This window comes from Pseudomonas sp. AAC, assembly GCF_000725445.1.
Lineage (GTDB): Bacteria > Pseudomonadota > Gammaproteobacteria > Pseudomonadales > Pseudomonadaceae > Pseudomonas > Pseudomonas citronellolis.
Genome location: NZ_KL647100.1, coordinates 151,065 through 174,777 on the forward strand (window position 1 = coordinate 151,065; position 23,713 = coordinate 174,777).

Annotated in this window: 23 protein-coding genes; 17 read left to right on the forward strand and 6 right to left on the reverse strand. The window is 68.9% G+C overall.

Annotated features, from left to right (window positions below):
• The first annotated feature begins 9 nt into the window (after positions 1-9).
• From FG99_RS24230 to FG99_RS24245, 4 genes are all read left to right on the forward strand, one after another.
• Positions 10-1,293: an aromatic ring-hydroxylating oxygenase subunit alpha gene (locus FG99_RS24230; protein WP_043272668.1), complete on the forward strand. Its 1,284-nt coding sequence runs from the start codon at positions 10-12 to the stop codon at positions 1,291-1,293.
• Entirely contained in the window at positions 1,290-1,787 is a 498-nt protein-coding gene (locus tag FG99_RS24235) for an aromatic-ring-hydroxylating dioxygenase subunit beta (protein WP_043272669.1), read from the forward strand. The genes FG99_RS24230 and FG99_RS24235 overlap by 4 nt, the downstream gene beginning before the upstream one ends.
• A 10-nt stretch (positions 1,788-1,797) precedes the next feature.
• Positions 1,798-2,538, forward strand: a complete 741-nt coding sequence (locus FG99_RS24240) for an SDR family NAD(P)-dependent oxidoreductase (RefSeq protein ID WP_043272670.1) — start codon at positions 1,798-1,800, stop codon at positions 2,536-2,538.
• 124 nt (positions 2,539-2,662) lie between these two features.
• The gene (locus FG99_RS24245) at positions 2,663-3,616 is read left to right on the forward strand and encodes a PDR/VanB family oxidoreductase (RefSeq protein WP_043272671.1); all 954 of its coding nucleotides are present in this window, start codon (positions 2,663-2,665) and stop codon (positions 3,614-3,616) included.
• Between the two features lie 225 nt (positions 3,617-3,841).
• Here the strand turns inward: FG99_RS24245 and FG99_RS24250 are convergent, their stop codons facing one another.
• On the reverse strand, positions 3,842-4,456 hold the full coding sequence (locus FG99_RS24250; protein WP_043272672.1) for a response regulator transcription factor: 615 nt from the start codon (positions 4,454-4,456) through the stop codon (positions 3,842-3,844).
• 237 nt (positions 4,457-4,693) lie between these two features.
• Here FG99_RS24250 and hpaC point away from each other — a divergent pair, with 237 nt between their 5' ends.
• From hpaC to FG99_RS24280, 6 genes are all read left to right on the forward strand, one after another.
• The gene (gene hpaC, locus FG99_RS24255) at positions 4,694-5,206 is read left to right on the forward strand and encodes a 4-hydroxyphenylacetate 3-monooxygenase, reductase component (protein WP_009622197.1); all 513 of its coding nucleotides are present in this window, start codon (positions 4,694-4,696) and stop codon (positions 5,204-5,206) included.
• A gap of 141 nt (positions 5,207-5,347) precedes the next feature.
• Positions 5,348-6,346 carry an LLM class flavin-dependent oxidoreductase gene (locus FG99_RS24260; protein WP_043272673.1) on the forward strand — a complete coding sequence of 333 codons (999 nt, stop codon included), beginning with the start codon at positions 5,348-5,350 and terminating at the stop codon, positions 6,344-6,346.
• Positions 6,347-6,596: 250 nt separating this feature from the next.
• The gene (locus tag FG99_RS24265; RefSeq protein ID WP_043272674.1) at positions 6,597-8,258 is read left to right on the forward strand and encodes an acyl-CoA synthetase; all 1,662 of its coding nucleotides are present in this window, start codon (positions 6,597-6,599) and stop codon (positions 8,256-8,258) included.
• A gap of 14 nt (positions 8,259-8,272) precedes the next feature.
• Positions 8,273-9,043, forward strand: a complete 771-nt coding sequence (locus tag FG99_RS24270) for a 3-hydroxyacyl-CoA dehydrogenase (RefSeq protein WP_043272676.1) — start codon at positions 8,273-8,275, stop codon at positions 9,041-9,043.
• A gap of 14 nt (positions 9,044-9,057) precedes the next feature.
• Complete coding sequence (locus FG99_RS24275; RefSeq protein WP_043272678.1) at positions 9,058-10,239, forward strand: acetyl-CoA C-acyltransferase; 1,182 nt, start codon at positions 9,058-9,060, stop codon at positions 10,237-10,239.
• 10 nt (positions 10,240-10,249) lie between these two features.
• Positions 10,250-11,377, forward strand: a complete 1,128-nt coding sequence (locus FG99_RS24280; protein ID WP_043272680.1) for an acyl-CoA dehydrogenase family protein — start codon at positions 10,250-10,252, stop codon at positions 11,375-11,377.
• Positions 11,378-11,667: 290 nt separating this feature from the next.
• Here FG99_RS24280 and FG99_RS24285 read toward each other — a convergent pair whose 3' ends face one another.
• A complete protein-coding gene (locus FG99_RS24285) occupies positions 11,668-12,630 on the reverse strand; it encodes a GlxA family transcriptional regulator (RefSeq protein ID WP_043272682.1) in 963 nt (320 codons plus the stop codon).
• A gap of 274 nt (positions 12,631-12,904) precedes the next feature.
• On the opposite strand from FG99_RS24285, the gene FG99_RS24290 reads away from it, so the two are divergent.
• Positions 12,905-13,153, forward strand: coding sequence for a DUF2790 domain-containing protein (locus tag FG99_RS24290; RefSeq protein WP_009622183.1), 249 nt, complete (start codon positions 12,905-12,907; stop codon positions 13,151-13,153).
• A gap of 55 nt (positions 13,154-13,208) precedes the next feature.
• On the opposite strand, the gene FG99_RS24295 is transcribed toward FG99_RS24290, so the two are convergent.
• Positions 13,209-14,135 carry a LysR family transcriptional regulator gene (locus tag FG99_RS24295; protein WP_043272683.1) on the reverse strand — a complete coding sequence of 309 codons (927 nt, stop codon included), beginning with the start codon at positions 14,133-14,135 and terminating at the stop codon, positions 13,209-13,211.
• 124 nt (positions 14,136-14,259) lie between these two features.
• Between FG99_RS24295 and FG99_RS24300 the strand changes: the two genes are divergently transcribed.
• The 4 genes from FG99_RS24300 (at position 14,260) to FG99_RS24315 (ending at position 18,612) form a co-directional block, all read left to right on the forward strand.
• Positions 14,260-14,958 carry a CoA transferase subunit A gene (locus tag FG99_RS24300; RefSeq protein WP_009622180.1) on the forward strand — a complete coding sequence of 233 codons (699 nt, stop codon included), beginning with the start codon at positions 14,260-14,262 and terminating at the stop codon, positions 14,956-14,958.
• Between the two features lie 26 nt (positions 14,959-14,984).
• Positions 14,985-15,641: a CoA transferase subunit B gene (locus tag FG99_RS24305; RefSeq protein WP_043272685.1), complete on the forward strand. Its 657-nt coding sequence runs from the start codon at positions 14,985-14,987 to the stop codon at positions 15,639-15,641.
• A 266-nt stretch (positions 15,642-15,907) separates the two neighbouring features.
• Positions 15,908-17,089, forward strand: coding sequence for an acetyl-CoA C-acetyltransferase (locus tag FG99_RS24310; protein ID WP_043272687.1), 1,182 nt, complete (start codon positions 15,908-15,910; stop codon positions 17,087-17,089).
• Between the two features lie 98 nt (positions 17,090-17,187).
• Positions 17,188-18,612: a short-chain fatty acid transporter gene (locus FG99_RS24315; protein ID WP_043272688.1), complete on the forward strand. Its 1,425-nt coding sequence runs from the start codon at positions 17,188-17,190 to the stop codon at positions 18,610-18,612.
• A 446-nt stretch (positions 18,613-19,058) separates the two neighbouring features.
• Here the strand turns inward: FG99_RS24315 and FG99_RS24320 are convergent, their stop codons facing one another.
• Positions 19,059-20,264, reverse strand: a complete 1,206-nt coding sequence (locus FG99_RS24320) for an NAD(P)/FAD-dependent oxidoreductase (RefSeq protein WP_043272690.1) — start codon at positions 20,262-20,264, stop codon at positions 19,059-19,061.
• 261 nt (positions 20,265-20,525) lie between these two features.
• Here FG99_RS24320 and FG99_RS24325 point away from each other — a divergent pair, with 261 nt between their 5' ends.
• The gene (locus tag FG99_RS24325) at positions 20,526-21,314 is read left to right on the forward strand and encodes an SDR family NAD(P)-dependent oxidoreductase (protein WP_043272692.1); all 789 of its coding nucleotides are present in this window, start codon (positions 20,526-20,528) and stop codon (positions 21,312-21,314) included.
• Between the two features lie 19 nt (positions 21,315-21,333).
• Here the strand turns inward: FG99_RS24325 and FG99_RS24330 are convergent, their stop codons facing one another.
• Positions 21,334-22,767 (reverse strand): MocR-like pyridoxine biosynthesis transcription factor PdxR, encoded by a 1,434-nt coding sequence (locus FG99_RS24330; RefSeq protein ID WP_043272694.1) that lies wholly within the window; start codon positions 22,765-22,767, stop codon positions 21,334-21,336.
• Between the two features lie 154 nt (positions 22,768-22,921).
• Here FG99_RS24330 and FG99_RS24335 point away from each other — a divergent pair, with 154 nt between their 5' ends.
• On the forward strand, positions 22,922-23,362 hold the full coding sequence (locus FG99_RS24335) for a carboxymuconolactone decarboxylase family protein (RefSeq protein ID WP_043272695.1): 441 nt from the start codon (positions 22,922-22,924) through the stop codon (positions 23,360-23,362).
• Here the strand turns inward: FG99_RS24335 and FG99_RS32220 are convergent.
• A complete protein-coding gene (locus FG99_RS32220) occupies positions 23,359-23,526 on the reverse strand; it encodes a hypothetical protein (protein ID WP_009622166.1) in 168 nt (55 codons plus the stop codon). The two genes, FG99_RS24335 and FG99_RS32220, sit on opposite strands and share 4 nt — an antisense overlap.
• Positions 23,527-23,713: the final 187 nt, after the last annotated feature.

Here is a 23,713-nt window from a genome sequence, read left to right on the forward strand (position 1 = left end):
GAGACACCCATGAGCGCCCCCGAGTACCGGCTGATCGCCAAGACGGGCAGCCCCGAGCAACTGGTCCAGAGCGACCGCGTGGACGTATCGCTGTACCACGACCCGGCGCTGTTCGAGGCCGAGCTGGAGAAAATCTTCTACCGCACCTGGGTGTGGGTCGCCCACGACAGCGAAGTGCGCAACCCCGGCGACTTCAAGACCACGATGATCGGCCGCCGCCCGGTGATAGTGGTGCGCGACAAGAAGGGCCAGGTCAACGTCCTGGAAAACCGCTGCCGCCACCGCGGCGCGACCGTCTGCGAGAAGCACAAGGGCAACGCCACCGGCTTCACCTGCCCGTACCACAGCTGGTCCTACGGCCTGGACGGCAAGCTGCGCGCGCTGCCGTACCCGGACGGCTACGAGGACATCCTCGACAAGGCCGAGCTGCCGCTGACCAGCCTGCGGGTGGAAAGCTACGCCGGCATGATCTTCGCCAGCTACGACGCCGACATCGAGCCGCTGGAAGACTTCCTCGGCGGGGCGAAGCACTGGATGGACCTGTTCATGAAGCAGGGCGCCGGCTTCCCGATCAAGGTCCAGGGCGAACACAAGTTCACCTTCAAGGGCAACTGGAAGATCCAGCTGGAGAACACCACCGACGGCTACCACTTCCCCATCGTGCACAAGTCGTGGATGTCCTCGGTGGACGACGAGACCAGCGAGATGCTCTCGTTCATGACCGACCCGCAGGCGGTGACCCACGCCCTGGGCAACGGCCACAGCGTGATGGTGATGGTGCCCGAGCACGTCGACCTCGACCACGACGACGGCACCGAGCAGCTGCAGGAGCGCTTCGCCCACGTCACCGAGGAACTGTCCAGGACCATGGAGCCTGCACAGGTGCGCCGCATCGTCCGCTCGCTGCACGGCGCCGGCTTCAACCTCAACCTGTTCCCCAACGTGGCCATGTCCATGTCGTTCTTCCGCGTGCTGCGCCCGGTCTCGGTCACCGAGACGGAAATCCGCCACGTAGCGCTGGGCATGGACGGCGGCCCGGAGATCGCCAACCGCGAGCGCCTGCGCATCCACGAGCACTTCCAGGGCCCGTTCGGCTTCGGCAGCCCGGACGACGCCGAGGCCTGGGACCGCGTGCAGCGCGGCTCCTACGCCGGCCCCGAGGCGCCGATCCTGGTCAACCGCGGGCTGAACCGCGAAGTCGTGGCCGAGAACGGCGACAAGGTTTCCCACGCCACCGACGAAGGCGGCATGCGCGAGGCCTACCAAATGTGGAAGAGGATGATGAGCCAATGAGCAACGACACCCTGAACGGCTTCTCCGGCCCGCTGGCCAAGGCCATCGAATTCATCTGGCGCGAGGCCGAACTGCTCGACCGCAAGGACTACGCGCAGTGGAGCGGCCTGTGGAGCGAGGAGGGCATCTACGTGGTGCCCATCGACGCCGAGGGCGACGACTTCGCCGCCAGCCTCAACTACGCCTTCGACGACGCGCGCATGCGCGCCCTGCGCATCGAGCGCCTGAGCGCCGGCTTCTCGCCCTCGGCGGTGGATTCGGCGAAGACCGTGCGCACGGTGTCGCGCTTCCGCCTGGTGGAGGCCGCCGGCGATCTCGTCGAAGTGCATTCGGCGCAGATCCTCTACGCCTACAAGCGCGGCGTGCACACGCCCTTCGTCGCCGACCTGGAGCACCGCATCCGCTTCGCCGCCGAAGGCCCGCGCCTGGAGCGCAAGGTGGTGCGCCTGATCAACGCCCAGGACGCCCTGGGCGCCATCGGCTTCCTGCTCTGAGGATGCAGCCATGACCCGTACCGCACTCGTCACTGGGGCCTCGCGCGGCCTCGGCGAATGCATCGCCCGGCGCCTGCACGGCGCCGGCTACCGCGTGGCCCTGGCCGACGTGCGCCTGGGCGACGCCCAGCGCCTGGCCGATGAACTCGACCCCAGCGGCGCCAGCGTGCTAGCGGTGGAGCTGGACGTGCGCGAGAAGGCCGACTTCGAACGCGCCCGCGACCTGCTGCAGGCCAAGTGGGGCGGCTGCGACATCTTGGTGAACAACGCCGGGGTGTCCAAGGTCGCCGCGCTGATGGACATCACCCCGGAAGAGTTCGATGACTCGTTGGCGGTGAACCTGCGCGGCACCTTCGTCGCCTGCCAGGTGTTCGGCGCGCACTTCGCCAGCCGTGGCTTCGGCCGCATCGTCAACATCGCCTCCCTGGCCGGGCAGAACGGCGGCACCGCCACCGGCGGCCACTACGCCGCGGCCAAGGGCGGCGTGGCGACGCTGACCAAGGTTTTCGCCCGCGAACTGGCGCCGGCCGGCGTCACCGTCAACAGCATCTCCCCGGGCCCGCTGGACCTGCCGGTGGTGCGCGAGACGGTGGCCCCGGAGCGCCTGGAGCAGATCCTCAAGACCATCCCGGTGGGCCGCCTGGGCGACCCGGACTACGTGGCCGACAGCGTGCTGCTGCTGGTCGCGGACAACGCCAGTTCGGTGACCGGCGCCTGCTGGGACATCAACGGCGGCCTGTTCATGCGCTGAGGTTTACGCAGGACTCCCAGCACACACCGTACAACCCCCTCTCCCTTCAGGGCGGGCCGCGTAGGCGAGGGCCGGGGAGAGGGTGCCGAGCCCATCAATACACCACGCCTTGCAGGTAACAACAATGATGAAGGTAAGAATCCAAAGGATCGTCGACGAAGCCCTGGACATCCGCTCCTTCCGCCTCGTGCGCAGCGACGGCCAGCCGTTCGATGCCTACGAGCCGGGCGCCCACGTCGACGTCACCGGCCCCACCGGGGTGACCCGCCAGTACTCCCTGTGCAGCCCGCCGGAAGACCGCGCCGCCTACCTGGTGGCGGTGAAGAAGGAAGCCGCCTCCCGCGGCGGCTCCGCGGCCCTGCACGAGCAGGTGGAAGAGGGCATGGAGCTGGAAATGGGCGCCCCGCGCAACCTGTTCCGCCTGGCTCCGGAAGCCCGCGAGCACGTGATGTTCGCCGCCGGCATCGGCGTGACGCCGTTGCTGAGCATGGCCTACAAGCTCAACGCCCGGGGCGAGCCCTACGTGCTGCACTATTTCGCCCGCTCGCCGGAGCACGCGGCCTTCGTCGAACTGCTGTCCGGCCCGGTGTTCGCCGGCAAGGTGGAGTTCCACTACGGTGTGGAGCCGGTCGACCTCGAAGCCGAGCTGGCCGCCAGCCTGGCACGCGCCCCGGCAGCGGCCCACGTCTACACCTGCGGCCCGGCGCCGTTCATGAACAAGGTGGTGGACGTCGCCAAGCGCAGCCGCAGCGAAGACGCCATCCACCTGGAACACTTTCAGGCCGACCCGGCTGCCAACGCCGCCCCGGCCGGCAGCTTCGAAGTGGAGCTGGCCAGCAGCGGCGTGGTGCTGCAAGTGCCGGCCGACGCCAGCCTGGTAGACGTGCTCCAGGCCCACGGCTGCGACATCGACACCGAATGCCGCGAAGGCATCTGCGGCACCTGCATAGTGGAAGTGCTGGAAGGCGAGCCGGAGCATCGGGACAATTGCCTGTCGAGCAAGGAGAAGGCTTCGAACAGGCAGATTTGCGCCTGCGTTTCGCGGGCCAGGTCGGCGCGGTTGGTGCTCGACCTCTGAATAGGGCGTATAACCGTTCGCGGTTATACGCCGTTTCACCGGAGCCCGACCCAACGCCAAGGTCAGCCCCGGAGCCGCCTGGAACCAAGGCCAAACGGCGGATAACGCCCTAGGCGTTATTCGCCCTACGCCAGGCCCAACCATGGCGTAGGGCGTATAACCGTTCGCGGTTATCCGCCGATGCACCCGGGCATTACGCCATGTCGTGGCCGAGCCCGGAGTGCCTTACGGCACCCCCAGGTCCAACACCTCCCGCACCAACAGCGCAATGCTGGAAACCCCCATCTTCTCCTTGATCTTGGTGCGGTGCACATCCACCGTCTTCACGCTGATGTTCAGCTCGCGGGCGATCACCTTGCTGGCCTTGCCGTCGATCACCATGCCCAGCACCTCGCGCTCGCGCCCGGTGAGCAGGTCCAGGCGCTGCTGCAGCTGGCGCTTCTGCTCGGCGCCGGCGTGCACCTGCACCGCGGCTTTCAGCGCGGCCTGGATGCGCTCCAGCATCTGCTGCGGGTTGTAGGGCTTCTCGACGAAATCCAGCGCGCCGTTCTTCATCGCCTGCACCGACATGGGAATGTCGCCATGGGCCGAGACGAAGATGATCGGCAGCGCCGCGCCGCGCTCGTTGAGCATGGCCTGCAGCTGGAAGCCGCTGGTTTCCGGCATGCGCACGTCGAGCACGAGGCAGGCGGGGCTGCTGGCGTCGTAGTGGGCGAGGAATTCCTCGGCGCCGGCGAAGCACTGCGCCTGGATGCTGACCGACTCCAGGAGCCAGGCCAGCGAGGTGCGCAGGTCCTTGTCGTCGTCGACGATGTAAACAACGGGTTTGCGGGTATCCATCAGGGCACTGCCACGGTTCTTCTTATTAGGTCTGGCTCGCAGTCTTCGCTGCGGCACGCACGGCGGGCGCGCTTGCGCCCAGGGGCCAGCATACCCAGGCGGCGCCGGGCTGGCGATAAAGAAACCCCCTAGTCGACTAAAGGCCAGCCACCGCCGCCATGGGATTCACCTGGATACCGCGCCTGGCCGCGGGGCCGTAGATTGGCAAGCATCGACAACCGGCCACAAGGGCGTGCCATGAACAACCTGAGCCAGACCCAGATCGACTTCCGCAACGCCATGGCGCGGCTGCCCGCCGCGGTGAACATCATCACCAGCGACGGCCCCGGCGGGCGCTGCGGCATCACCGCCAGCGCGGTCTGCTCGGTCACCGACTCGCCGCCCACGGTGCTGGTGTGCATCAACCGCGGCAGCGCCAGCCACGAACCCTTCCGCGCCAACGGCCACCTGTGCATCAACGTGCTGCGCGGCGAGCAGGAGGAGCTGGCCCGGCACTTCGCCGGCATGACCCGCGTGCCCATGGAAGAACGCTTCGCCTCGGCCCTGTGGGAAGAGGGTTGCGCCGGCGTGCCGGTGCTGCGCGATGCCCTGGTCACCCTGGAAGGGCGCATCAGCGAGTGCAAGGAAGTCGGTTCGCACTCGGTGCTGTTCGTCGAGCTGGAGCGCGCCGCGGTGCGCGAGCAGGGCGACAGCCTGGTGTACTTCAACCGTCTGTTCCACCGCCTGGACGGCGTGTCGGCGGCGGCCTGAAGGGCGGGGCAGGGGGCTTTCATCACTGCGTGGCATGATGACTATCGACGCCGACGCGTGGTCATGCGCCAGGCATGTGGTTAGAGTCCGGTTCAAAGCCACGCCCGCGCATCTGCCGCGCGGGCCCTGACCGGAGCCTCCATGAAGTCCCTGTCCGAAACCGCCTTTTCCATGCTCGACCTGGTGCCCATCCGCGACCAGGGCACCGTCAGCGAGGCGCTGAACAACGCCGTCGAGGTGGCCCGCCACGTCGAGCGCCTCGGCTTCACCCGCTACTGGCTGGCCGAGCACCACAACATGGACGGTATCGCCAGTTCGGCGACTGCCGTGCTGATCGGCCACATCGCCGGCAAGACCGCGCGCATCCGCGTCGGCTCCGGCGGGGTGATGCTGCCCAACCACCCGCCGCTGGTGATCGCCGAGCAGTTCGGCACCCTCGCCAGCCTCTACCCGGGGCGCATCGACCTGGGCCTGGGCCGCGCCCCCGGCGCCGACCAGGCGACCATGCGCGCCCTGCGCCGCGACCGCATGCTCGGCGACGGCGAAGACTTCCCCGAGCAGGTCGCCGAGCTGGAAATGCTCCTCGGCCCGCGCCGCCCGCAGCAGAGCCTGCTGGCCATCCCCGGCGAGGGCACGCGGGTGCCGATCTGGCTGCTCGGCTCCAGCCTGTTCAGCGCCCGCCTGGCCGCTGAGAAGGGTCTGCCCTACGCCTTCGCCTCGCACTTCGCGCCGCGCTACTTGCACGACGCGCTGCGCATCTACCGGCAGAACTTCAAGCCCTCGGCCATCCTCGAACAGCCCTACGCGATGATCGGCGTGCCGCTGATCGCCGCGCCCACTGATGAAGAGGCCGAGTACCTGGCGACCACCGCGTTCCAGCGCGTGCTGGCGCTGATCCGCGGCGAAAGCCTCAAGCAGAAGCCGCCGGTGGAGCGCATGGCCGGCCTGTGGTTGCCCCACGAGCAGGAGGCGGTGGGCAACTTCTTCGGCCTGGCGGTGATCGGCGGCCCGGAGAAGGTGCGCAGCCGCCTGGAAATCCTCGTCGAGCAGACCGGGGCGGATGAGATCATCTTCACCAGTGATATCTACGACCATGCCTTGCGCTTGCGTTCGTTGGAGATCGTTGCCGGGTTGCGTTGATTCCAGCGGCGCTTTGGTGTTTGTCGGTTACGTCGGCGCCGGGGGGGAATTCCTTTCCCTCACCCCAGCCCTCTCCCTCTGGGAGAGGGCTGGGGTGAGGGGACCAGCGCCAACCTGAAGCACCCCCACCCCCAGCCACTCCCCGCTGTCCAATCCGCTCATCCACATAAGTCCCTTTCGACATTGCCGCGGCAACCGCCCGGCGCGAACATCCCGCTACTCCCTACAAGAACAAGCCAGGAGTTCCGCGATGCGCCCCTATGCCGCCGCCGCTGCCGAATTCGATTACGCGGCCACCGCCCGAGACACCCTCGCCGGCAGCCTCGACGCCCTCAACGCCTGCGTCGAATGCTGCGACCGCCATGCCCCGTCCGGGCGCGTCGCCCTGTACTGGGAAGGCCGCAACGGCGAGCGCGCCGAATACAGCTTCGCCCAGCTGCAGGCCCTGTCCGCGCAGTTCGCCAACCTGCTCCACGACCTGGGCGTGCGCCCCGGCGACCGGGTTTCCGGCATGCTGCCGCGCACCCCGGAACTGCTGGTCACCATCCTCGGCACCTGGCGCCTGGGCGCGGTCTACCAGCCGCTGTTCACCGCCTTCGGGCCCAAGGCCATCGAGCACCGCCTGGGCATCGCCGGCAGCCGCGTACTGGTCACCGACGCCGGCAACCGCGCCAAGCTCGACGAAGTGCCCAACGCCCCGCAGATCATCACCGTCAGCGGCGGCCAGGCGATCCCGGCCGGCGACCTCGACTTCAAGCAGGCCCTGGAAAGCCGCTCCGAGCGGTTCGAACCGGTCCTGCGCAGCGGCGAAGACCCCTTCCTGCTGATGTTCACCTCCGGCACCACTGGCCTGGCCAAGCCGCTGGCGGTGCCGCTCAAGGCCATCCTGGCGTTCACCGGCTACCTGCGCGACGCCGTGGACCTGCGCCCCGAGGACCGCTTCTGGAACCTGGCCGACCCGGGCTGGGCCTACGGCCTCTACTACGCCGTCACCGGCCCGCTGGCCCTGGGCCACGCCACCACCTTCTACGAAGGCGCCTTCACGGTGGAGAGCACCTGCCGGATCATCCGCCAGTACGGCATCACCAACCTGGCCGGCTCGCCCACTGCCTACCGCATGCTCAAGGCCTCGGCTGCCGAGGTGGAGCGTGAGCTCAAGGGCCGCCTGCGCGCGGTGAGCAGCGCTGGCGAGGCGCTGACCCCGGAGGTGATCCGCTGGTTCGCCGAGGGCCTGGGGGCGACCATCCACGACCACTACGGGCAGACCGAGCTGGGCATGGTCCTGGCCAACCACCATGGGCTGCAGCACCCGGTGCACCTGGGCGCGGCCGGCTACTCCATCCCCGGCCACCGCGTGGTGGTGCTGGGCGAGAACGGCGAGGAACTGCCCGCCGGCCAGCCCGGCATCCTGGCCATGGACCGCAAGCGCTCGCCGCTGATGTGGTTCGCCGGCTACCAGGGCATGGAAACCAAGGCCTTCGTCGGCGACTACTATCTCAGTGGCGATACCGTGGAGCTGAACGCCGACGGCAGCATCAGCTTCGTCGGCCGCTCCGACGACCTCATCACCACCTCCGGCTACCGCGTCGGCCCCTTCGACGTGGAGAGCGCGCTGATCGAGCACCCGGCGGTGATGGAAGCGGCGGTGATCGGCAAGCCCGACCCGGAGCGCACCGAACTGGTCAAGGCCTACGTGGTGCTCTGCCCGCAGCACCAGCCCAGCCCGGAGCTGGCCGAGGAGCTGCAACAGTACGTGCGCAAGCGCCTGTCGGCGCACAGCTACCCGCGGGAAGTGGAGTTCATCGCCGAACTGCCGAAGACCCCCAGCGGCAAGATCCAGCGCTTCCTCCTGCGCAACCAGGAGATAGCCCGGCAACAAGAGGCGGCCGAACGCGCGGCCGCGCAGCACTGATTCGGAGAGATTCCATGCACATCAAGGACAAGGTATTCCTCATCACCGGCGGCGGCTCCGGGCTCGGCGCGGCCACCGCGAAGACTCTGGTGGAGGCCGGCGCCCGCGTGCTGCTGGCCGACGTCAACGCCGAGGCTGGCGCCGCCCGCGTGGCCGAACTGGGCGAGGGCAGGGCGCGCTTCGTGCGCACCGACGTGACCAGCGAGGCCGACGGCCGCGCCGCGGTGGAAGCCGCGCTGGAAAGCTTCGGCGCGCTGCACGGGCTGGCCAACTGCGCCGGCGTGGCGCCGGCCGAGAAGGTCCTCGGGCGCAATGGCCCGCATGGCCTGGACAGCTTCGCCCGGGCCATCAACATCAACCTGGTGGGCAGCTTCAACATGCTGCGCCTGGCCGCCGAGGCCATGGCCCGCAACGAGCCGGACGCCGGCGGCGAGCGCGGCGTCATCGTCAACACCGCCTCGGTGGCGGCCTTCGACGGGCAGATCGGCCAGGCCGCGTATTCGGCGTCCAAGGCCGGGGTGGTCGGCATGACTCTGCCCATCGCCCGCGAGCTGGCGCGCCACGGCATCCGCGTGATGACCATCGCCCCCGGCATCTTCGAAACGCCGATGATGGCCGGCATGCCCCAGGAAGTCCGCGACTCCCTCGGTGCCAGCGTGCCCTTCCCGCCGCGCCTGGGCCGCCCCGACGAATTCGCCGCGCTGGTCCGCCACATCGTCGAGAACAGCATGCTCAACGGCGAGGTGATCCGCCTCGACGGCGCCATCCGCATGGCCGCCAAGTGACAGGAGTAACGAAAATGAACGATCCCGTAGTCATCGTCAGCGCCGTCCGCACCCCCATGGGCGGCTTCCTCGGCGACTTCAAGGACGCCAGCGCCGCCACCCTCGGCGCCGCCGCCGTGCGTGCGGCCATCGAGCGCGCCAAGCTGGGCGCCGACCAGATCGACGAAGCCATCCTCGGCTGCGTGCTCTCCGCCGGCCAGGGCCAGGCCCCGGCGCGTCAGGCAGTGCTCGGCGCCGGGCTGGACCGCGGCACGCCCTGCACCACCATCAACAAGATGTGCGGCTCGGGCATGAAGGCCGTGATGCAGGGCCACGACGCGCTGCTGGCCGGCAGCGCCGGCGTGGTGCTGGCCGGCGGCATGGAGAGCATGTCCAACGCGCCCTACCTGCTGGAGCGCGCCCGCACGGGTTACCGCATGGGCCACGGCAAGGTGCTCGACCACATGTTCCTCGACGGCCTCCAGGACGCCTACGACAAGGGTCGACTGATGGGCACCTTCGCCGAGGACTGCGCGCAGGGCTACGGCTTCACCCGCCAGCAGCAGGACGACTACGCCATCGCCTCGCTGACCCGTGCCCAGCAGGCCATGCGCGACGGCCGCTTCGCCGCCGAGATCGTCCCGGTGACGGTCAAGGCCGGCAAGGAAACCCGCGAGATCGCTCAGGACGAGCAGCCGCCGAAGGCCAGGCTGGACAAGATCCCGACGCTGAAACCGGCGTTCCGCGAGGGCGGCACCGTCACCGCGGCCAACTCCAGCTCCATCTCCGACGGCGCCGCCGCGCTGGTGCTGATGCGCTTGTCCGAGGCCGAGAAACGCGGCCTGGCGCCGCTGGCGGCGATCCGCGCGCACTCGTCCTACGCCGCCGCGCCGAACCTGTTCCCCACCGCGCCGGTGGGCGCCATCCAGCGCCTGCTGCAGCGCAGCGGCTGGGGCCTGGGCGAGGTGGACCTGTTCGAGGTCAACGAAGCCTTCGCCGTGGTGGCCATGGCCGCCATGCGCGAGCTGGACATCCCCCACGCCAAGCTCAACGTCCACGGCGGCGCCTGCGCCCTGGGCCACCCGATCGGCGCCTCGGCGGCGCGCATCCTGGTGACCCTGCTCTCGGCGCTGCAGCAGTACGACCTGAAACGCGGCATCGCCTCGGTGTGCATCGGCGGCGGCGAAGCCACGGCCATCGCCGTCGAGCGCCTGTGAGGAGCGAAGCATGATTCCCAGCGAAGAAGACCTGCAGATTCGCGACGTCGCCCGCCAGTTCGCCCAGGAGCGGCTGAAACCCTTCGCCGCCGAGTGGGACCGCGAGCATCGCTTCCCTGCCGAGGCGCTGAAGGAAATGGCCGACCTCGGCTTCCTCGGCATGCTGGTGGCCGAGGAGTGGGGCGGCGCGCAGACCGGGCACCTGGCCTACGCCATGGCCCTGGAAGAGATCGCCGCCGGCGACGGCGCTTGCTCGACCATCATGAGCGTGCACAACTCGGTGGGCTGCATGCCCATCGCCAAGTTCGGCACGGACGAGCAGAAGCGCCAGTTCCTGATGCCCCTGGCCCGTGGCGAGATGATCGGCGCCTTCGCCCTCACCGAGCCCCAGGCCGGCTCCGACGCCAGTTTCCTGAAGACCCGCGCGCGCCGCGACGGCGACCATTACGTGCTGAACGGCAGCAAGCAGTTCATCACCTCCGGCAGCCACGCCGGACTGGTGATCGTCTTCGCTGTGACTGACGCGGCGGCCGGCAAGAAGGGCATCAGCGCCTTCATCGTGCCCACCGACACCCCCGGCTACCGCGTGGTGCGGGTGGAGGACAAGCTCGGCCAGCACGCCTCGGACACCTGCCAGATCGCCTTCGACGACCTGCGCATCCCGGCCGGCTACCGCCTGGGCGAGGAGGGCCAGGGCTACGCCATCGCCCTGGCCAACCTGGAAGGCGGACGCATCGGCATCGCCTCCCAGGCGGTGGGCATGGCCCGCGCCGCCTTCGAATACGCCCGCGACTACGCCCACGAGCGCGAGACCTTCGGCAAGCCGATCATCCAGCACCAGGCGGTGGCCTTCCGCCTCAGCGACATGGCCACCGAGATAGCCGTGGCCCGGCAGATGGTCCACCACGCGGCGAGCCTGCGCGAAGTGGGCCTGCCGTGCCTGACGGAAGCCTCCATGGCCAAGCTGTTCGCCTCGGAGATGGCCGAGCGGGTGTGTTCGGCGGCGATCCAGACGCTGGGGGGGTATGGTTACCTGCAGGATTATCCGGTGGAGCGTATCTATCGGGATGTGCGGGTGTGCCAGATCTATGAGGGCACCAGTGATGTGCAGCGGTTGGTGATTGCGCGGAGTTTGTAGAGCGCTCTTGTAGGAGCGAGCTTGCTCGCGAATGGTGATAGCCCCGAAGAGCGCCCTCTCCCTAACCCTCTCCCTGAAGGGAGAGGGGACCGTTCGGCGTGCTTGGATGTTCTGGAGTCAGCCGGCAGCACCGAAGGTTTCCGACTGAAACCATCACCTTTCTCGGCACGGACAAGCCCCCTCTCCCTTCAGGGAGAGGGCTGGGGAGAGGGGACGGAGCCAGGCCCAGACACCTGCGTTGCCGACGAACTCCATTCGCGAGCAAGCTCGCCCCCACGCCCTCTCGAACCCTACCCATCCCCCCGAAACCGCCCCCGATACTCCGTCGGCGTCACCCCCAGCCTCTGCACGAACACCAACCGCATCCGCGCCGCGCTGCCGAAGCCGCAGCGCCAGGCCACCACCTTCAGCGGCAGCCCGCTGCCCTCCAGCAACCCCCGCGCCGCGTCCAGCCGGGCGCGCTGGACGAATTCCGCCGGGGTGATGCCCGCCTCGCGGACGAACAGCCGGGCGAAGGTGCGTTCGCTCATGGTCGCTACCGCCGCCAGTTCCGCCACCGACAGCGCATCGGTGAGATGGGCCTGCACGTGGCGCTGCACCCGGGCGATGGGCGAGTCGCCATCCGCTGGCGCCTGCAGGTAGGGGCTGAACTGCGACTGGCCGCCCTGGCGCTGGGCTACCACCAGCAGGCGCTTGGCCACGCTCAAGGCCACCGCCGGGCCGTGGTCCTCGGCCAGCAGCGCCAGGGCCAGGTCGATGCCGGCGGTCACGCCTGCGGAGGTCACCAGCGCGCCGTCGCGCACGTGGATGCTGTCGGGCTCCACCCTTGCCCGCGGGAACAGCTGCGCCAGTTGCGCGGCGTCGCTCCAGTGGGTGGTGACGCGCTTGCCGTCCAGCAGCCCGGCATGGCCGAGGAGGAAGGCGCCGGTGCAGATCGAGCCGTAGCGCGGCGTCTCGGCGCAGGCCCGGCGCAGCCAGGCGAGGAGGGCGGTGGAAGGTGTCTCGGCGGGCAATTGCGGGCCGCCGGGCACCAGCAGGATGTCGAAGCCGCCGACGGCGCCGTCCAGCTCGTGCTGCGCGCCCAGCAACTGGCCGTTGGAGGCGGGGATGGGGAAGCCGCGTTCGGCCAGCGTCAGCACCTGGTAGCCACTGCCCGGCGCGACGAAGGCATTGGCTTCGGCGAAGACGTCCAGCGGGCCGGCGACGTCCAGCGCCTGCACGCCGGGGAACAGCAGCATGGCCACGCGTTTCATGGCGGAGTCCTGGCGACGAATGGGCTTGCCATTGTGGCGCCGTGATTGGCTGGCAGCAAAGCGGAAAATGAATCGAATCCTGCCAGTCCAGGGGCTTTTTACCGCAGGTGAAAGGGCGGTCAATCCATTCAGCCAGGTTGGCAAGCCCTTATTGTTACGTGTTGCGCAGTAATCCCTTGTCGTATTGCCTCTGTGTCCGGAACGGCCGTTCAACTAAATTTGTATACACGGCAAGGCCAAATGGCCAGCACGCCGGAAACCGGAGAATCCCACCATGAAACGCACCCTGTTCAGCCTGTTCGCCATCCCCCTGATGGGCGCCGCCCTGGCCGCCAATGCCGCCGACGCCGCGCCCGTGGTCTACCACTACGGCATGCAGCTCGACGTGGCCAAGGTGATCAGCATCGAGCAAGCCAACGACCGTTGCGAAGTCGCCCCGGCGAAAATGACCTACGCCGACTCCAAGGGCCAGGTCCACGTGCTCGAGTACCTGCGCCAGACCGAGATGTGCAGCGACATCTGACCCTCCCAGCGCAACGGGCGGCGTTCTTCCGCCGCCCGCGCCGCGCGACTCTGCCTCATTCTGCTCGACCTTCCTCGCAACCTTCCTTCTGCAACCGCGGCCAGTCGGCTATCTGCAAGAGCACGTCGCTCAGCGCCTGGGCGGCGCTGGAGAGCTTGTGCTCGGCCAGGCTGAACAGGCCCACGCGGCGTTCCACCGTGGGTTCGTAGAGGTCCACGCAGCGCGCGCCCAGCTCCTCCATCTGCTTCACGCACAGGCGCGGCACCGCGCTCACCCCCAGCCCCTGGGCGACCATGCGCCCCACTGTGACCAACTGGTGGCTCTCGAAGGCCACCGCCAGCTTTCCGTGGCTGGCCGCCACGCTGTCTTCCAGCAGCAGGCGCACCGCCGAGGGCCGCTGCAGGGTGATGAAGGGCTGCTCCAGCAACTGCGCCCAGGTCAGCCGGCGCTGCCCGGCCAGGGGCGAGCCGGCCGGCAGCACGGCGACGAAGCGGTCGCTGTAGAAGGCCTGGAAGCTCAGGCCGTCGAGGCTGTCCGGCTCGAAGGCGATGCCCAGCTCGACGCGGCGGTTGCGCACCATCTCCAGCACCTGTTCGTTGATCACATCGTGCACCGCCACGTTCACCTTCGGGTGGCGCTGGCGGAAGGCCATGAGCGCGCCCGGCAGCAGGTTGCCGGCGAAGGAGGGCATGGCGGCGATGGAGACCTTGCCCAGCTGCAGGGTGAAGTGCTGGCGCAGCAGTTCCTCGGCGTTGTCCCAGTCGGCCAGCAGGCGCCGGGCGATGGGCAGCAGGGTCTCGCCCTCGGGGGTGAGGGCGACGCTGCGGGTGGTGCGCACCAGCAACTGCCCGCCGAGGGATTCCTCCAGGTTCTTGATCGCCAGGCTCAGGGCCGGCTGCGACAGGTGCAGGCGCTCGCCGGCCTGGGCGAAGCTCAGGCTCTGCGCCACGGCGAGGAAGGCGCGCAGTTGCTTGACGGTCATTGATAAGCAAAGCCGAATAATCGATTGGAAAAACAAACTTAACAAATCAGTCTCCAGCGGTGAAGCTGCAGACGCTCTCCGACCGGCCGGTCGGAAACCCAAACTACAAGAGAGGCAGCAGCAGATGGCAGGACTCGACAAGCGGGTTGGCAGTTACGCGGAGGCCCTGGCCGGGCTCACCGACGGCATGACGGTACTGGCGGGCGGCTTCGGCCTGTGCGGCATCCCCGAGAACCTCATCGCCGAGATCCGCCGCCTGGGCGTGAAGGGCCTGACGGTGGTGTCGAACAACTGCGGCGTCGACGGCTTCGGCCTGGGCGTGCTGCTGGAAGACCGGCAGATCCGCAAGATGATCGCCTCCTACGTCGGCGAGAACGAACTGTTCGAACGCCAGTTGCTGTCCGGCGAACTGGAAGTGGAACTCACCCCGCAAGGCACCCTGGCCGAGAAACTGCGCGCCGGCGGCGCCGGCATCCCGGCCTTCTTCACCGCCACCGGCTACGGCACCCCGGTCGCCGAAGGCAAGGAAGTGCGCGAGTTCAATGGTCGCCCGCACATCATGGAACAGGCCATCACCGGCGACTTCGCCATCGTCAAGGGCTGGAAGGCCGACCACTACGGCAACGTCATCTACCGCCACACCGCGCAGAACTTCAACCCGGTGGTGGCCACCGCGGGGCGCATCACCGTGGTCGAGGTGGAGGAGATCGTCGAGCCGGGCGAACTGGACCCCACCCAGATCCACACCCCCGGCATCTACGTCGACCGCATCATCCAGGGGACCTTCGAGAAGCGCATCGAAAAGCGCACCGTGCGTTCCTGAGCCCACCGGACAAGAGAGACAAGAAGATGGCACTGACCCGCGAACAGATGGCCCAGCGCGTGGCGCGCGAACTGCAGGACGGCTACTACGTGAACCTCGGCATCGGCATCCCGACCCTGGTGGCCAACTACGTGCCCGAGGGCATGGAGGTGATGCTGCAATCGGAGAACGGCCTGCTCGGCATGGGCGCCTTCCCCACCGAGGAAACCCTCGACGCCGACATGATCAACGCCGGCAAGCAGACCGTGACCGCCGTGAAGGGCGCGTCGATCTTCTCCTCCGCCGAATCCTTCGCGATGATTCGCGGCGGCCACGTCGACCTCACCGTGCTCGGCGCCTTCGAGGTGGACGTGCAGGGCAACATCGCCTCCTGGATGATCCCCGGCAAGCTGGTGAAAGGCATGGGCGGCGCCATGGACCTGGTGGCCGGCGCCGACAACATCATCGTCACCATGACCCACGCCTCCAAGGACGGCGAGTCCAAGCTGCTCGACCGCTGCAGCCTGCCGCTGACCGGCGCCGGCTGCATCCGCAAGGTGCTCACCGACCTGGCCTACCTGGAAATCGTCGACGGCGCCTTCGTCCTGCGCGAGACCGCGCCGGGGGTGAGCGTCGCCGAGATCGCCGAGAAGACCGCCGGGCGGCTGATCGTGCCGGATGACGTGAAGGAAATGACCTTCTGACACCCCCTGTAGGAGCGGGCCCTGCCCGCGATCGCGCGCAGGAGTAGCACCCGTAGGATGGCGTTGAGCGAAGCGATACCCATCACCACCACTGAGTTAGTCGCGCTGTAGGAGCACCCTCTCCCTAACCCTCTCCCGCAAGCGGGAGAGGGGACTGGTTCGGCGCCGGGATGAGCACATGAGTCATCTTGGCACGGACAGCTCCCTCTCCCTTCAGGGAGAGGGCGGGGGGAGAGGGCAGCCCAAGCCACCGGAGTGAGCCAATCATGCAAGACGTAGTGATAGTCGCCGCCACCCGCACCGCCATCGGCGCCTTCCAGGGCAGCCTGGCGAACATCCCCGCCCACGAGCTGGGCGCCATCGTCATTCGCGAGCTGCTGCAGCGCAGCGGCGTGAAACCCGAGCAGGTGGACGAGGTGATCCTCGGCCAGGTGCTCACCGCCGGCTCCGGGCAGAACCCGGCGCGCCAGGCCGCCATCGCCGCCGGGCTGCCCCATGCGGTGCCGGCGCTGACGCTGAACAAGGTCTGCGGTTCGGGCCTCAAGGCCCTGCACCTGGCCGCCCAGGCCATCCGCTGCGGCGATGCCGAGGTAGTGATCGCCGGCGGCCAGGAGAACATGAGCCTGTCGCCCTACGTGCTGCCCAAGGCCCGCACCGGCCTGCGCATGGGCCATGCGCAACTGGTCGACAGCATGATCGTCGACGGCCTGTGGGACGCCTTCAACGACTACCACATGGGCATCACCGCCGAGAACCTGGTGGACAAGTACGGCATCAGCCGCGAGGAACAGGACGCCTTCGCCGCCGCCTCGCAGCAGAAGGCCGTGGCCGCCATCGAGGCCGGGCGCTTCCGTGACGAGATCGTCCCGGTGAGCATCCCGCAGCGCAAGGGCGAGGCGCTGAGCTTCGACACCGACGAGCAGCCGCGCGCCGGTACCACCGCCGAGTCCCTGGCCAAGCTCAAGCCGGCCTTCAAGAAGGACGGCAGCGTCACCGCCGGCAACGCCTCCAGCCTCAACGACGGCGCCGCCGCCGTGCTGCTGATGAGCGCCGCCAAGGCCAAGGAACTGGGCCTGCCGGTGCTGGCACGCATCGCCTCCTACGCCAGCGCCGGCGTCGACCCGGCGATCATGGGCATCGGCCCGGTCTCCGCCACCCGCCGCTGCCTGGACAAGGCCGGCTGGCAACTGGCCGAGCTGGACCTGATCGAGGCCAACGAAGCCTTCGCCGCGCAGTCCCTGGCGGTGGGCAAGGAACTGGGCTGGGATGCCGCCAAGGTCAACGTCAACGGCGGCGCCATCGCCCTTGGCCACCCCATCGGCGCCTCCGGCTGCCGCGTGCTGGTCAGCCTGCTGCACGAAATGCTCCGCCGCGATGCGAAGAAGGGCCTTGCCACCCTGTGCATCGGCGGTGGCCAGGGCGTGGCCCTGGCCCTGGTCCGCGACTGATCGAGCCCCGCGTGCCCGTGTGACGGACGCCCCGGACGAACTCCGGGGCGTTCGGCGTTACAAAGAAAAATAACTCCAAGAAAATCGAGGTAGGAAAAATGAACGCGAAACTGCAACTGCAGGAAAGCCGTTCCGCGCGCTTCGCCATGGCCTGCTCGGCCTGGGCCGAGCGCTGGTTCCCGGACTCCTGGGTGTTCGCCACCCTGGCGGTGCTGATCGTGGCCGTGGCCACCCTGGCCATGGGCGCGTCCCCCGGCGACACCGCCAAGGCCTTCGGCGACGGCTTCTGGAGCCTGATCCCCTTCACCATGCAGATGGCCTTCGTGGTCATCGGCGGCTACGTGGTCGCCAGTTCCGGCCCGGCCTCGCGGCTGATCGCGCTGCTGGCGCGGGTGCCGAAGAACGGCCGCTCGGCAGTGGCCTGGGTGGCCGTGGTGTCGATGCTCGCCTCGCTGCTCAACTGGGGCCTGAGCCTGGTCTTCGGCGGCCTGCTGGTGCGCGCCCTGGCCCGCCGCACGGACCTGAAGATGGACTACCGCGCCGCCGGCGCCGCGGCCTACCTGGGCCTGGGCGCCGTCTGGGCGCTGGGCCTGTCCTCCTCCGCCGCACAGCTGCAGGCCAACCCCGGCAGCCTGCCGCCGTCGATCCTCGCCATCACCGGGGTGATCCCCTTCACCGAGACCATCTTCCTCTGGCAGTCCGGCCTGATGCTGCTGGCCCTGGTGGTGGTGTCGGTGGTGATCGCCTACATGACCGCGCCGGGCGAATCCAGCGCCCGCGACGCCGATGCCTGCGGCGTGGACGTCAGCTTCACCCCGCCGAAGATGAGCAAGCCCAGCCGTCCCGGCGAGTGGCTGGAGCACAGCCCGCTGCTGATCCTGCTGCTGGTGGCCCTGGCCGCCGGCTGGCTGTTCCACGAGTTCGCCACCAAGCCGGCGATCCTCGCCATCTCCGGGCTGAACACCTACAACCTGCTGTTCCTGATGGTCGGCGCGCTGCTGCACTGGCGCCCGCGCAACTTCCTCGACGCCGTGGCCCGCGCGGTGCCGACCACCACCGGGGTGCTGATCCAGTTCCCGCTGTACGGCTCCATCGCCGCCATCATGACCACCGTGAAAGGCACCGACGGCGCCACCGTGGCGCACCACATCTCCACCTTCTTCGTGCAGATCGCCTCCCACGACACCTACGCGTTGCTGATGGGCGTGTACTCCGCGGTGCTGGGCTTCTTCATCCCCTCCGGCGGCGGCAAGTGGATCATCGAGGCGCCCTACGTGATGCAGGTGGCGACCGAGCTGAAGTACCACCTGGGCTGGGCAGTGCAGATCTACAACGCCGCCGAGGCGCTGCCGAACCTGATCAACCCCTTCTACATGCTGCCGCTGCTCGGCGTGCTGGGCCTGAAGGCCCGCGACCTGATCGGCTTCTCCTTCGTCCAGCTGCTGGTCCACGTGCCCCTGGTGCTGTTCCTGCTCTGGGCCCTGGGCACCACCCTGCAGTACCTGCCGCCGGTCATGCCGTAACCACGCAGACGGCCGCCAACGGCAGAGGCCCGGGCACCGCGAGGTGCCCGGGCTTTTTCATGGGCGGCCCGCCGGAGGTTCCGGCAATCGCGGAGATGGCTCGCTCCTACGAAGAGCGCTTCGGCGCGGCCTGCAAGACAGTAGCGTAGGCCCGAAACACCGTTGCGACGGCCAACCTGTAGGAGCGGGCCCTGCCCGCGATTCGCGCGCAGGGCGCGCTCCTACAGGGAATGGCGCGGGTGGGGCGGCGTAGGAGCGGATCTCATCCGCGAATCGCGCCGGAACCTCCGGCTATCGCGGACAAGGTCCGCTCCTACGCTGTTTTCCGGGTTCCCGTAGGATGGGTGGAGCGAAGCGATACCCATCGCCATGGCCGGAGGCAAAGCCCGGGTTCGACCATGGCGTTGGGGAATGACACAGATGTAGCGGCGAAGAACCGCGAACGGTTACGCCACCACCACCCGTTGCGGGTCGGCGGCTTCGCGGGCGGCCTTGCGGCTGGGCTGGGGCGGGTAGATCCACTGGGTGTTGATCTGCCGCTTGAGGGCCTTGGCCTCGGCGCCCTGCAGCTTGACCTGGCGTTCCCAGCCCTCGGTGTAGACCGCGCCCCAGGGGCCCAGGTCGAGGCAGGTGACGTAGACCGGCTGGGCGTAGGCCTGGGTGGGCAGGCCGAGGAGGTCGGCGGCGACGTTGTAGCCGGCGCTGCGGCCCATGTTCATCGCGTGCTGGCAGGACATCAGCGCGTGGTTGCCTGCATCGTCCACCTGCGCCAGGGCCACGTCGCCGGCGGCGAATACCGCGTCCACGCCCTTCACCCGCAGGTCGCGCGTCACGTGCAGGCGGCCGAGGGCGTCGCGTTCGCCGGGCACCTGGGCGGTCAGCGGGCTGGCCTGCATGCCGGCGGTCCAGATCACTGTCTTGGCTTCTATGCGCTCGCCGGTGGTGGTGCTCAGGCCGTCGGCGTCGATGGCGTTGACCGCGGCGCCGAGGAAGCGCACCACGCCCAGTTCGTCCAGGGCCTGCTCGATCTGCGGGCGCGGGCCGGGGCCCAGGTCGGGGCCGATGACGTGGCTGCGCTCGACTATCACCACCCGTACCTCGGCATCCTCGCCCAGCACGCGGCGTACCCGCGCGGGCAGCTCGCAGGCGATCTCGATGCCGGTGAAGCCGCCGCCGGCCACCACCACCGTGTTGCGCGCGTCGCTCGGCGGCAGGTCGGCCAGGCGCGCCAGGTGCACGTCCAGGGCGCTGGCTTCGTCGGTCTGGTCGATGCTGAAGGCGTGCTCGGCCAGGCCGGGGATGGCCGGGCGGAACAGGCGGCTGCCGGCGGTCAGCACCAGGCGGTCGTAGGCGAGGCTGAAGCGTTCGCCGCGCTCGTTCACGGCTTCGACGCTGCGCTCGCCGGTATGGATGCGCTCGACGCTGCCCTGCACGTAGCGCACCCCGGCGGCTTCGAACAGCGGCAGCAGCGGCGTGGTCATGGCGTGCGGGGCGGCCTCGTGCAGGCGCGGGCGCAGGTGCAGCAGCGGCTCGGGGGCGACCAGCGCGACTTCGACGTCGCCGCGGCCGTGCTGGTCGAGGACGCGGGCGGCGCCCAGCGCGGCCCACATGCCGGCGAAACCGGAACCGATGACGAGGATGCGTTGTTGCATGGCGTGACTCCTGGGAAGGGAAAATTCGTGAAGGGGATACTAGGCGTTCGGCGGGCGGGGAATAACGGACAATCCTGGCGAAAACCGGCAGTCCAATCCTCCGAGTGCTTGGACGTGGCTGCCGGTAGCGCCTAGGCTGCTTTGGGTCCACTCAGCACATCGTCGCCCAGCCCTTGTTCGTGTAACCCCGCAGCGGAATCCGTTCGCGAGCAAGCTCGCTCCTACGAAAATCGAAAACCGAAAACAACCGAGAGCAGCGCCATGAATTTCAATCTGCAAGACAAGCTCGCCCTGGTCAGCGGTTCCACCAAGGGCATCGGTTTCGCCATCGTCCAGGGCCTGGCGCGCGAGGGCGCGCGGGTGGTCCTCAACGGCCGCAGCCAGGCTTCGGTGGACGCCGCCCTGGCCAAGCTGCGCGAGCAGCAGCCCGATGCCCGTGTCGAGGGCTTCGCCGGCGATCTGTCGCAGCCTTCGGTCATCGCCGAGCTGGTGGGGCGCTACCCGCAGGTGGACGTGCTGGTGAACAACCTGGGCATCTTCGATCCCAAGCCCTTCGCGGAGATTCCCGACGAGGACTGGGAGCGCTTCCTGCAGGTCAACCTGCTCTCCGGCGTGCGCCTGAGCCGCGCCTACCTGCCGGGCATGAAGCAGCGCAATTGGGGCCGGGTGGTGTTCATCAGCAGCGAGAGCGGCGTGCAGATTCCGGTGGAGATGATCCACTACGGCGTCACCAAGACCGCCCAGCTCGGCCTGTCCCGCGGGCTGGCGGAGGACTGCGCGGGCACTGGGGTGACGGTCAACGCGGTGCTGCCGGGGCCGACGCATTCCGAGGGCGTCGACGAGTTCGTCGGCAAGCTCTCCGGCGGCCAGCCGTTCGCCGAGTTCGAGGCGGAGTTCTTCCGCAGCGCGCGGCCCAGCTCGCTGCTCAAGCGCTTCACCACGCCGGAGGAGGTGGCCAACCTGGTGGTGTACGTCTGCTCCGAGGCGTCCTCGGCCACCAATGGCGCGGCCCTGCGCGCCGACGGCGGGGTGGTGCGTTCGGCCTTCTGAGACGCGTGGCTGCGCGGCCTCAGGCGATCTGCCGGAGCAGGTCGCGCAGCTTGTCCAGGGCCGGGTCGATATCCAGCTTCTCGATGGCGCCGAAGCCCATCAGCAGCCCCTGGCGCACCGGCTCGCGGTCGTAGAAGCCGTCCAGCGGATAGATGCCGACTTCCAGCTTGCGCGCCAGCTCCACCAGCAGCGGCAGCTTCACCGGCACCTTGAACAGCAGCGCCAGGTGGAAGCCGGCGTTGGACGGCACCGCCTGCAGCCAGGGCGAGAGGTCGCCTTCGACGCGCGCCAGGATGCGTTCGCGGCGCGTGGCGTAGATGCCGTGGCAGCGGCGGATGTGCTTGAGCAGGCAGCCGTCGGCGATGAACTTGGCCAGCGCCCACTGCGCCAGGGTCGAGCTGTGCCAGTCGTTCAGCTGCCGCGCGCGCAGCAGGGCCGGGCGCAGGCCCGGCGGCACCACCAGGTAGCCCAGGCGCAGCTCCGGCAGCAGCGTCTTGGAGAAGGTCCCGACGTAGGCCACCAGGCCCAGGCGGTCGAGGCTGTGCAGCGTCTCGTGGGGGCGGCCCTCGTAGCGGAATTCGCTGTCGTAGTCGTCTTCGATTATCACCGCGCCCAGCTCCGCGGCCCGCGCCAGCAGGGCCTGGCGCCGCGCCTCGCTCATCGGCATGCCGAGGGGGAACTGGTGCGCCGGGGTGCAGTAGATCAGCTGGGTGCCGTCGGGGATGCGTTCCACGCACAGGCCCTCGGCGTCCACCGGCACGCTGGCGATTTCCGCGCCCTGCATGGCGAACTGCAGGCGCGCCGGCGGGTAGCCGGGGTCTTCCATGGCCACCCGGGTGCCGGGGCGCACCAGCACCCGGGCCAGCAGGTCGAGGGCCTGTTGCGCGCCGTTGCAGACGATGACGTCCTCGTCGCGGCACTGCACGCCACGGCTGTAGGCGATGTGCCGGGCGATGGCGTCGCGCAGGCTGGGCAGGCCCTCGGGCTGCGCGTAGACCGCCCGCGGGCCCTGCATCTGGCGCAGGGCGAAGTGCACGCAGCGGCGCCAGTCCTCGTGGGGGAAGGTGGCGAGGCTGCTGGCGCCGCCGAGGAAGTCGGCGCGCAGGGTGACGCCGGCGTGGGGGTGGACGATGCGCGTCTGCAGCGCCTCCCAGGTGTCGATGGCCTCCTGGGCGGCGTAGCGGATGGCCTGTGGGCGCTGCTCGTGGCGCGGCACCCGGGCGTTGACGAAGGTGCCGCTGCCGACGCGGCCGACCAGCACGCCCTCGTAGGTGAGCTGGGCGTAGATGTCCGACACCGTCTTGCGCGACAGGCCCAGTTGCTCGGCCAGCAGGCGGCTGGGCGGCAGCCGCGCGCCGGCGGCCAGGCGCCCGCTGTCGATGGCCTCGCGCAGCTGCGCGTAGAGTTGCCCGCCAAGGTCCTTCTGGCCCTGGATGACGATGTGCAACTCCATGAATGCCTCTCCGCGCTCGCTGTGTATTGGCGCAAGAGTAGCCAGCGGCCGGGCTGGGCGCGAAGTTGCGTAGCGGTTTTTCGTCGGATTGGCCACCCTGGCGCGGCGGCGCGCCCGGCAGAATGTCCTTCATCTACCTTCGAGGAACTTCGCCATGGAACCACGCCTGGACTACTACACGGCCTCGCCGGAAGCGCTCAAGGCGATCCTGGCGCTGGAGGCGGCGACCTTCGACCTGTCCATCGAGAAGCCGCTGCTGGAGCTGGTCAAGGTGCGCGTCTCGCAGGTCAACAACTGCGCGTTCTGCGCCGACATGCATGCGCTGGAGGCGCGGCGCAGCGGCGAGTCGGAGCGGCGCCTGTACGCCGTGGCGGTGTGGCGCGACTCGCCCTTCTTCAGCGACCGCGAGCGGGCCGCGCTGGCATGGTGCGAGGCGGTCACGCTGCTGTCGCAGTCCAACGTGCCCGACGAGGTCTACCAGCAGTTGCGCAGCCAGTTCGACGAGCGCGAGGCGGTGGACCTGACCGTGGCCATTTCCGCCATCAACTGCTGGAACCGCCTGGCGGTGAGCTTCCGCCAGTTGCCGGCGCTCTAGCGCCGCCGGGGTTGCCGCGGCAGGCTGCCGGGCAGGGCGTAGTAGCGGGCCCGCGCGGCCGGGCTGGCGCGCCAGCGGCGTTCGGCGGCGAGGTCGTCGGCCCAGCGGTCCAGGTCTTTTTCGGCGGGGTGCGGGAAGAGTCGGCGCAGCAGTCGGGCGAACATGGCGGGTCACCTCTGTAACTCTTTAAGCGTGCTTATGCGGTTACTCAAGATTGTATTCTGTGCTCGCCTTGTAACCTTTCAATAACTATTTAAAGAGTTACTGCGCCATTCGTCCGGGCAGGCGCGGCTCGGCATCCGGGATAGGCCTTGGCGGGGAAGGGGAAAAGTCGGCTGCGGCGGGGGGCGC